This window comes from Amycolatopsis sp. NPDC006125, from assembly GCF_040614195.1.
Lineage (GTDB): Bacteria > Actinomycetota > Actinomycetes > Mycobacteriales > Pseudonocardiaceae > Amycolatopsis_E > Amycolatopsis_E tucumanensis.
The window spans coordinates 1-9,373 of record NZ_JBEXTZ010000175.1; the positions used below are offsets into that span (position 1 = coordinate 1).

General features: G+C 71.9%; 7 protein-coding genes and 1 pseudogene. 3 read left to right on the forward strand and 5 right to left on the reverse strand.

The window, feature by feature from the left end; all coding sequences use genetic code 11:
* Positions 1-844 (forward strand): annotated as a pseudogene (locus tag ABZ193_RS42265) (hypothetical protein); the annotation flags it as partial.
* Here ABZ193_RS42265 and ABZ193_RS42270 read toward each other — a convergent pair.
* From ABZ193_RS42270 to ABZ193_RS42285, 4 genes are read right to left on the reverse strand one after another with little or no spacing between them, the layout of a single operon-like run.
* Entirely contained in the window at positions 845-1,726 is an 882-nt protein-coding gene (locus ABZ193_RS42270) for a carbohydrate ABC transporter permease (protein ID WP_354714408.1), read from the reverse strand.
* Complete coding sequence (locus ABZ193_RS42275) at positions 1,723-2,661, reverse strand: sugar ABC transporter permease (protein ID WP_237335706.1); 939 nt, start codon at positions 2,659-2,661, stop codon at positions 1,723-1,725. The genes ABZ193_RS42270 and ABZ193_RS42275 overlap by 4 nt, the downstream gene beginning before the upstream one ends.
* A 1-nt stretch (position 2,662) precedes the next feature.
* Positions 2,663-3,700, reverse strand: coding sequence for an ABC transporter ATP-binding protein (locus ABZ193_RS42280; RefSeq protein WP_354714410.1), 1,038 nt, complete (start codon positions 3,698-3,700; stop codon positions 2,663-2,665).
* Between the two features lie 5 nt (positions 3,701-3,705).
* Complete coding sequence (locus ABZ193_RS42285) at positions 3,706-5,121, reverse strand: extracellular solute-binding protein (RefSeq protein ID WP_354714412.1); 1,416 nt, start codon at positions 5,119-5,121, stop codon at positions 3,706-3,708.
* Positions 5,122-5,225: 104 nt separating this feature from the next.
* Between ABZ193_RS42285 and ABZ193_RS42290 the strand changes: the two genes are divergently transcribed.
* Positions 5,226-6,392 (forward strand): metallophosphoesterase, encoded by a 1,167-nt coding sequence (locus ABZ193_RS42290; protein ID WP_354714414.1) that lies wholly within the window; start codon positions 5,226-5,228, stop codon positions 6,390-6,392.
* Here the strand turns inward: ABZ193_RS42290 and ABZ193_RS42295 are convergent.
* Positions 6,389-7,915: an Nramp family divalent metal transporter gene (locus ABZ193_RS42295; protein ID WP_020418580.1), complete on the reverse strand. Its 1,527-nt coding sequence runs from the start codon at positions 7,913-7,915 to the stop codon at positions 6,389-6,391. The genes ABZ193_RS42290 and ABZ193_RS42295 overlap by 4 nt on opposite strands.
* A gap of 155 nt (positions 7,916-8,070) precedes the next feature.
* Here ABZ193_RS42295 and ABZ193_RS42300 point away from each other — a divergent pair.
* Positions 8,071-9,373 (forward strand): DUF2235 domain-containing protein (locus ABZ193_RS42300; RefSeq protein ID WP_354714416.1); only part of this gene is annotated, 1,303 nt, incomplete at its 3' end.

Consider the following 9,373-nt stretch of genomic DNA (forward strand, 5'->3'; position numbering starts at 1 on the left):
TGCCAGGACACCGCCCGCCGGCCGGCCGCCGCTGGGAACACCGCCCGGCGGCCGGCCGCCGCTGGGCACCCCGCCCGCCGGTACGACGCAGACCGCGTGGAGCACTCCCGGCGCGCACCCGTCACCACGAACGGGCGCATCCGTCCACACCGGACCCCGGCACCGCGCGGTGTGGATCACCGCGGTCGCGGCGGTCCTGGTGATCGCGGCCGTGGTCACCGTCGTGCTGCTCAACCGCGGCGGTGGCGGCCAGGCAGGCGCGGGCACCACCACGACCCAGCCCACAACCAGCCAACCCACCACCGAGCCCACGACATCGAGCAGCGAACCCACGACCGCGACCAGCACCGCCGCCGACCCGGAGACCGCCCTGCTCGCCGCGATCCCCACCGCCTACCGCGGCAACGCCAGCTGCCGCACGGGCGCGGAATACCGCCAGGAGGGCGCGCTCGCCACGGTGATGTGCACCGAGTCCAACACCTGGAATCCGCGCTGGGGCCCGCCCGCGGAGGCCTACTTCCACTCCTTCGCCGACCGCGCCGCGCAGGACGCCTTCTTCCAGCAGCTCGTCACCACGTTCCAGCTGCGCCGCGACGACGGGCACGGCGGCTGCGACCCGTTGAGCCGCTCGAACATCTACGGCCTCTACTACCGCGACACCGGCGGCCCGCTCGACGGTGAGTTCCTCACCTGCTTCACCACGCAGGGCGCCGGCCAGCTGTGGTGGGTCGACACGCGCACGCTGATCGTCGGCAACCTGTCCTCGCCGGACGCCGTCACCCCGGGGCAGCTGGAGCACCTCTACTACTGGTGGAACGAGCAGATCCTCGGCACGATGGGCTGATCACTCCTTGACCGCGCCCATGGTGAACCCGGCGACGAAGCGGTCCAGGAACCAGTTGAAGACGAACGCGATCGGCACCGCCACGAGCACCGTCGCGGCCTGCAGCGACTGCCAGAAGAACACGTCGCCCCGGATGAGCTGGGTCGGCACTCCGGTGCTGACCGGCATCTGGCCCGTCGGCGCGACGAACGCCAGCGCGTAGATGAACTCGCTCGCGGTCAGGGTGAACGCGAACACCACGACCGCGACGATCCCGGGGAACGCCAGCGGCACCACCGCGCGCAGGAACGCGCCCACCCGGCTGTACCCGTCGACCATCGCCTGTTCCTCGATGTCCTTCGGGATCGTCTTGAGGAACCCCATGAGCAACCAGGTCGACACCGGGATCGTGATGGTCGGGTAGACCAGCACCAGCGACCACGTCGAGTCCTGCAGCCCGACCGCCACCACCATCCGCGACAGCGCCAGGAACAACAGGCTCGGCGGCACCAGGTAGACGAGGAAGATCCCGATCGCCATCGGCCCGGACCACGGGCGGTCCAGCCGCGCCAGCGCGTACGCGGCGGGCAGCCCGAACGCGAGCGTGATCAGCACGACCAGCACCCCGACCAGCAGGGTGTTCACCACGAACGTGCCGAACGCGGTGTCGGTGAACAGGTAGGTGACGTGGTCGGGCGTCGGCGGCCGGTTGAACAGGAACGGGTTGTTCACCGGGTTGTACAGGTCCCGGTTCTGCTTGAACGCGGTGATCAGGCTCCACAGGAACGGCGCCGCGCAGATCAGGGCCGCCAGGATCGCCGCGACGTACAGCCCGATCCGCGCCGAGGTGTGCCGCCGCGCGTAGCGGCGCCGCTGCCGGGAAGCCTCCTCGACGGTGGTCATCGCACCTCGATCCGGCGCACCGCGCGCAGGATGAGCACGGCGGCGGCGAGCAGCAGCGGGAACAGGAACAACGCGATGACCGCGCCCTGGGCCACGTCGCCGCCGTCGATGCCGCGGTAGAACGCCCAGCTCGCGAGCACCTGCGTGGCGTCGTTCGGCCCGCCGCGGGTGAGCACCCGCACCACGGCCATGTCGGTGAACGTGAAGATCGCGCCGAACAACGCGGCGATCGCGGCCACCGGCAGCACCAGCGGCACCGTGATCTCGAACATCCGCCGCCAGTACCCGGCCCCGTCGACGCGGGCCGCCTCGTCGATGTCCTTCGGGATCGACATCAGCCCGGCCATCATGATCACCGCGGCCAGCGGCACCAGCCGCCACACGTGCACCGCGATCAGCGACCCCATCGCCAGGCCAGGCTGGCCGAGCCAGTACGCGTTCTCCGCCGGGCCGAGCGCGCCGAGCTGCCGCAGCACCCAGTCGATCGGCGAGTAGATCGAGTCCAGCAGCCACAGCCACGAGATCGACGACAGCGCGACCGGCGTGGTCCACGGCAGCAGGACGAGGAACCGCACCACCCACTTGCCGCGGAAGTCGGCGACCAGGATGTTGGCCAGCACCTTGCCCAGCAGCACGATCAGCACCATCGACACGGCCGTGAACAGGAACGTGTTGCGCAGCGACCGCCAGAACACCGGGTCGTCCAGCACGGCCTCGAAGTTGCGCAGCCCGACCCAGTCGAACGACGGGTCGCCCGCGCTCACGTCGGAGAACGCGAACGCGATGGCGAGCACGAACGGCACGCCGATCAGCGCGACGATGTAGAGGATGCTGGGCACCAGGAACGCCCACGCCAGCACGCCGTCCCGGTCGGCCATCCGGCGGCGCGCGGTGGTCACCCCCGGCCGGGTGGCGGTGTCCGCGGTGGTCGCCATGTCAGCCGTCCAGCCGCACCGGGGCCGCCCGCTGCCCCGTCGCGGAGTCGAAGAACCGCAACCGCCGCGCGGGCACGGCGAAGGAGTGCGTCTCCCCGGGCGTGATGGGGGTGTCCACAGTGGCCGGCAGCCGGGCGACGACGCGGGTCCGCTCGCCGATGCGGGACACCGTGCCGTACACGTGCCGGTCGCCGGAGAGGTACTCCATCCGGTCCACCTCCAGCGGCACCGTGACCCGCTCGCCGCTGACCACCTCCGCGGGCAGCAGGTGCTCCGGGCGGAACCCGACGAGCCTGCCGTCGTGCGGGATGAGGTTCATCGGCGGCGACCCGATGAACGTCGCGACGAACGTGTCGGCGGGGTCGTCGTAGACCTCCACCGGCGGGCCCGCCTGGCACACCCGGCCCGCGTTGAGCACCGCGATCCGGTCGCCGAGGCCCATCGCCTCGGCCTGGTCGTGGGTCACGTAGATCGTGGTGGTGCCCAGGTCCTGCTGGAAGCGCTTCAGCTCGTCCCGGGCGCTGGCCCGCAGCTTGGCGTCCAGGTTGGACAGCGGCTCGTCGAGCAGGAACACCTGCGGGTCGCGCACCATCGCGCGGGCCAGCGCGACCCGCTGCCGCTCGCCGCCGGACAGCTGCCGCGGCTTGCGGTCCAGCAGTTGCTCGATGCCCAGCAGGCCGGCCGCCCAGCGCGCCTTGCGTTCGCGCTCCTCGCGGTCCATTCCGGCCGCGCGCAGCGGGAAGACGATGTTGGCCAGCACCGTCTTGTGCGGGTAGAGCGCGTAGCTCTGGAACACCATCGCGATCTGCCGCGCCCGCGGCGGCAGCCCGGTCACCACGTGCCCGCCGATCAGCACGTCCCCGCTGGTCGGCTGCTCCAGGCCGGCGATGGTGCGCAGCAGCGTCGTCTTGCCGCAGCCGGAGGGGCCGAGCAGCACCAGGTACTCGCCGGCCGCGGCGGCCAGGCTCACCCCGTCGATGGCGTGCACCCGCCCGCCGTCGAACTCCTTGACCAGTTCCCGGACCTCGACGACCGCCATGGCACTCAGCCGCCGACGAGCCCGGCCGCGCGCCACTTCGCGAAGATGGCGTTGACCTGGTTCTCGGCCTCGGCCACCGACTGCTGCGGCGTCATCTCGCCGCGTGCGGCCCTGGCGAACATGTTGGGCACCACGAACGTGCTGAACACCTCGCCGATCGCGGTGCTGGCGGGGCCGGGGTGCCCGATGTTGGCGCTCCACGGGATCGCGTCGGCCAGCAGCTTCAGCTTGTCCGGCGGTTTCGAGCCGAACGGGTCGGCGGCGAGCCAGCCGGGCAGCTCCGGCGTGAGGCCGGACCACGCGCAGAAGTCGTACAGCTTGGACGCGTAGGTGGCCGCCTTGAAGTTGGCGGTGTAGTGCAGCAGGAACTCCTTCGCCGCGTCTGCGCCGGTCGCGTGCTGCGGGACGATCCAGTTGTAGAGCACGTGCTGCGCGGCCAGCGCCGCCTGCGGCCCGCGCAGCGCCGGGACGAAGAAGGTGTCGTCGGCGACGTCCGGGTTGGAGGTCGCCGCGGTGCGCCACGCCGAGATCGAGTTGACGATGTAGGACAGCTTGCCCGCGACCAGGCCCTGGTTGTTGCTGGCCGCGTTCCAGGAGAACACCTCGGGCGTCATCGCCTGCTGGTAGAGCCGCGTCATGTACTCGATGGCCGCGATCGTCTCCGGCGAGTTGATCACCACGCGCTCGTTCTCGTCCTGCACCGAGGCGCCGTAGGACCACATCAGGGCCCGCAGCACCATGTTGGAGTCGATCTCCTGCGACATGCCCAGGCCGAGCGGGACGCCCTTGCTGCGCTTGATCTCCGCGGCCCCGGTGAGCAGCTCGTCCCAGGTGGACGGACCGTTCGGCATCCCGACCGGCTCCCACAGCGAGCGGCGGTAGTTGCCGGGGTCGGGCACCCAGCCGGGGGAGTAGGCGTAGAACTTCCCGGTCGCCGGGTTGCGGCTGGACTTCTCGCACAGCGGCAACTGCTGGCCCCAGCGCCGGTTCGCCTCGGCGACCAGGTCCCTCATGTCCAGCACGCTCGGCTCGAACTGGGACAGCGTCGCGATGTACTGGATCAGGTCGTGCCCCTGGCGGGCCTGGATCTCGGCCGCGATGCGGGTCGGGATCTGGGCCTGGTCGATGTGGTCGACCGTGACGTTGACGCCGACGCGGGAGCCCCAGTCGCGCGCGAACCGGTCGAACCACTCGTCGTGGCTGGGCACGAAGTGGCTCCACAGCAGGATCCGCAGATCGCCGGAGAGCCTCGCCGTGGGTTCGGTGAAGACCTCCTGCGGCGCCTGCCCCGGCGCGGTGCCCACACCGCCGGTGTCCTCCTCCGAGGCGCAGGCGCCGAGCGCCGCCGACCCCAGCGTGAGGGCTGCCGCCGCGCGCAGCACGTCCCGCCTGGTGTGCCGTGAACCGAAGAAGTCGTTCATTTGTCGACTCCTCCCCGTGGGGGTGGCTCGGGAAGCGTAGCCAGATAGTGTAGCGGTAATGTGATCCGGAACACACTCCGTGACCGATCTGGGATGCGAGCCGCGTGGTCGTGATCATCGCCGTGGTGCTCGTCGTCGCGCTGGCGGCGGTGGCCGCGTTCCACTGGTGGGCCTGGCGCCGCCTGGTCCGCGACGCCCTGCCGCGTGGCTCGGGGTGGCGGCGGGTCGCGACCGGGACGCTCGTGGCCGGGCCGGTGCTCATGGTGGCCGCGCCGCTGAGCGAGTTCGCCGACGCGCCGTACTGGCTGGTCCAGGTGGTGTCGTGGCCCGGGTTCCTCTGGATGGCGGTGTGCGTCTACCTGCTGCTGGCCCTGCTGGCCGGCGAGGTGGTGCGCCCGCTGCTGCGCCGCCGGCTCGCCCGCCGCGACACCGGGCCGGTGCCGGAGGAGACGGCGGTGACGCGGCGGGTGTTCGTGTCACGCGTCGTGGGCGGCGCGACCGTCGCCGCGGTGGCGGGCACCGTCGGCTACGGCGTGCACAGCCTGTTCAGCGGGCCCCGCGTGCTGGACGTGACCGTGCCGCTGGCGAAACTGCCGCCGGGCGCGGACGGGTTCCGCATCGCGGTGGTCAGCGACATCCACGTCGGCCCGCTGCTGGGCCGTGGGTTCGCGCAGCACGTGGTGGACACGATCAACGCGACCGCGCCGGACCTGGTGGCGGTCGTGGGCGACCTGGTCGACGGCGACGTGGAGGACCTCGCGCCCGCGGTGGCGCCGCTGGCCGGGCTGCGCTCGCGGCACGGCACCTTCTTCGTGACCGGCAACCACGAATACATCTCCGGCGCCGGGCAGTGGGTGGACCACGTGCGGAACCTCGGCATGCGGCTGCTGGCCAACGAGCGCGTCGAGCTGCCCGGGTTCGACCTGGCCGGCGTCAACGACGTGAGCGCCGACGAGGGCGAGGGCCCGGACTTCGCGAAGGCGCTCGGCGGCCGGGATCCCGCGCGGACCACGCTGTTGCTGGCGCACCAGCCGATCCTGATCGGCGAGGCGGTGGCGCACGGGGTGGACCTCCAGCTGTCCGGCCACACGCACGGCGGGCAGTTCTGGCCGGGGCACCTGGTGGTGTCCGGCATCCAGCACACCCTGGCCGGGCTGACCCGCCACGGCGGCACGCAGCTCTACGTCACCCGCGGCGCGGGGGCGTGGGGACCACCGGTGCGGGTCGGCGCCCCGCCCGACATCACGGTGGTCCGCCTGGCGTCGCGCTAGAACTTGACCAGGGCGCCTCCGGTGAACAGCTCGTACACGAAGTTGACGAAGAAGAACCCGAAGAACAGGAAGTTCAGCACCAGGATCACGTAGTGCCACGGCCGGGGCCGCGCCGCCTTCGGCAGCCGCGAGTTGAGGTACATCAACGCGAACGGGAAGATCAGCGCGCCCAGGTTCGACATGTTCGCCGAGGTCTGGACCAGGTCCGTCGGCAGCGCCAGGTGCATCGCGCCGGCGATCACCGCCAGCACGAGCAGCATGAACGGGAAGTAGAACCGGCGCGGGTCGCCCTCGATCAGGCGGCGGATGCGCGGGCTCGACGCGTGCGTGGCGTCGGTGAAGTTGCGCACCAGCGCTTCGAAGATGCCCAGCTGCGTGGAGAACAGGATCAGCACGCCGACGACGAGCATCAGGTAGAACATCCACGTCCCGTACTCGGCGCCGAGCTGCGTCGCGGTGAACGTCGGGACGTTCGCCGTCGTCGGCCGCTGCCCGCTGGTCGCCACGATGTGCGACATCAGCACCGTCGGCAGCAGCATGCCGATCATCGCGCCGACGAAGAACACCGCCCACTGGTCCACCAGCAGCAGCCGGTACCACCGCCGCCAGCGGCTCGTGTTCGCCGCGTCGTCGGGGAAGGTGACGCCGACGTGCCGGAGCTGGCTGCGTTCCCCGCGCAGGCCCGCGATGAACCCGACGCGGTAGCCCATGCCGTAACCCTTGTCGCGGTAGTGGTTCATCACGTACCAGTTCAGCCCGGATGCCAGCGCGGTGAACCCGGCCAGCCCGCCCAGCTGGGTCGCGGTGATGCCCTCCGGCGGCGCGGCGGGCGTGACGAGGCCGCGGATCCCGTCCCACCACACCGATCCCGGCACGATCGCCAGCGTCACGACCAGCAGGATGACGATGATCGCGCCGACCATCAGCCAGTTCGCGAGCTCCAGGCTGCGGGAGATCTTGCGCGCCAGCACCGTGATCAGGAAGACCACCAGCAGCAGCCCGATGCCGAGCAGGCGGACGTACTCCAGTTCGCCGGAGCGGTGCGGGCGGCCCGCGATGAGCGCGAACAGCCCCTGGCCGGCGCCGGCCGCCCAGCCGCCGAAGATGAACGCGAAGTACAGCACCAGCAAGGAGAACGGGATCCACAGCTTGGCGCCCGGCGGCACCCGCCCGAACCCGACGATCGGCACCTCGCCGGTGGCCACCACGTAGCGGGAGACCTCGACGTTGTAGAAGGTCTGCAGCAGCGCGGAAACCGTGATGACCCAGCCGACCCCGACGAACCCGAACGTGCCCACCGCCTGCGGCCCCAGCAGCCACTCGCCGCTGCCGACCGAAATGCCCAGCGCGATCAGGCTCGGCCCGATCACGAACTGGACGACCTGCGCCGGCCCCAGCCGGCGGACCCGGAACACCTCCTCCGGCTCCGGCAGGTCGTCCACCGCGAGCGGGGGCCTGCTGACTCCGATCTGGTGCTCACCGACCGCGGCCGGGGGTACCGGCCTTCCGGATGCGCCGACCATGACCACCTCCGAGCCCGATACGGACTTTCCGGGCAGTAAGCACCTCGGCGCGCGCCTGGTCAAGACTCCGCGCGCAGATCGTGACCTTCGGCTCTAGGCGGCTCAGGCCGCGGTTGGCTATACCGCTGCGGAGGCCCTCGACGGGGAGGACGGTCATGTCCCGAAGGCTGATCGTGTGCTGCGACGGCACCTGGTGCGACCCCGAACTGGACGCGGTCACCAACGTGCGCCGCCTGCACAACGCGCTCGCCGCCGCCGACAGCAGCGGCCGCGAGCAGTTGTCGAGCTACCGGCGCGGGGTCGGCACGCGGGGCGGGCTGCTGAACAGGCTCGCCGCGGGCGCGATCGGCGCCGGTCTGCCGAAGGACATCGTGTCCGCCTACCTGTGGCTGTGCACCACCTACCGCCCCGGCGACCAGATCGCGTTGTTCGGGTTCAGCCGCGGCGCCTTCACCGCCCGCAGCCTGGCCGGGCTGGTGAAGGAGTCGGGCCTGCTCGACCTGCGCGAGGTCGACTCGCGCACCAGCGGGCTGCTGGCCGCCCGCGCCTACCGGCACTACCGCACCCGCTCGCCCGGCGACACGTGGCGCGCCGGCCTGCGGTTCCACTTCGACCCGGAGCGGGCCGCGGACATCCCGATCGACTTCATCGGCGTGTGGGACACCGTGGGCGCGCTCGGCGTGCCCGGCTACTTCGCCGGGCTCAGCGAACTGACCCCGGGCTCGCGCTACCGGTTCCACGACGTCGAGCTGAACCCGCACATCCCGTACGCGCGGCACGCGCTGGCGCTGGACGAGTGGCGACGGCCCTTCACCCCGACGCGGTGGACGCCCAACGGCAGCACCGACATGGCGGAACGCTGGTTCCCCGGCAGCCACATGGACGTCGGCGGCGGGCACCGGGAGACCGGGCTGAGCGACATCTCGCTGCAGTGGATGACCGACGAGGCGGCCAAGTGCGCCGGCATCGCCTTCCACTCGCCCGCGCTGGCCCGCCTCGCGCCGGACCCCGCGGGCGTGCTGCATGACGACGACCGCGGCGTGTTCGGGGTCGCGCCGCCGCTGGTGGACCCGCTGCTGCAGCCGCTGCTGGAGGTCGGTCTGCACCACCGGCCGCGGGCGGTGCCCGCCGTCGTGCCCGGCGGCCCGGGCGGGGCGCTGGACCCGTCGGCGCTGGAACGGCAGCAGGCGCAGCCGATCACGGGCGGCCCGTACCGGCGGACGCGCATCCTGGGCAGCGGCCAGCAGGCGACGGTCGAGGTCGCGGCGGAGGAGCTGTGGACCGACACCGGGCTCTACCTGGAGCCCGGCCGGTACACCTTCGCCGCGGCGGGGCAGTGGTCGGACGGGGTGGACTGGTGCGGGCCGCGCGGGATCCCGCTGCTGCGGGGGCTGAGCCTGCGCCGGCTAGCGGGCACCGCGGTCGGCGAGGCGGTCGGGCTGTACCGGCTCGTGCGCG

What these genes read in the sequence shown, in the direction of transcription:
- ABZ193_RS42295 (WP_020418580.1), bottom strand. Translation starts at nt 7,915, where the DNA reads ATGGTCGGCGCATCCGGAAGGCCGGTACCCCCGGCCGCGGTCGGTGAG.
- ABZ193_RS42270 (WP_354714408.1), bottom strand. Translation starts at nt 1,726, where the DNA reads ATGACCACCGTCGAGGAGGCTTCCCGGCAGCGGCGCCGCTACGCGCGG.
- ABZ193_RS42280 (WP_354714410.1), bottom strand. Translation starts at nt 3,700, where the DNA reads ATGGCGGTCGTCGAGGTCCGGGAACTGGTCAAGGAGTTCGACGGCGGG.
- ABZ193_RS42275 (WP_237335706.1), bottom strand. Translation starts at nt 2,661, where the DNA reads ATGGCGACCACCGCGGACACCGCCACCCGGCCGGGGGTGACCACCGCG.
- ABZ193_RS42285 (WP_354714412.1), bottom strand. Translation starts at nt 5,121, where the DNA reads ATGAACGACTTCTTCGGTTCACGGCACACCAGGCGGGACGTGCTGCGC.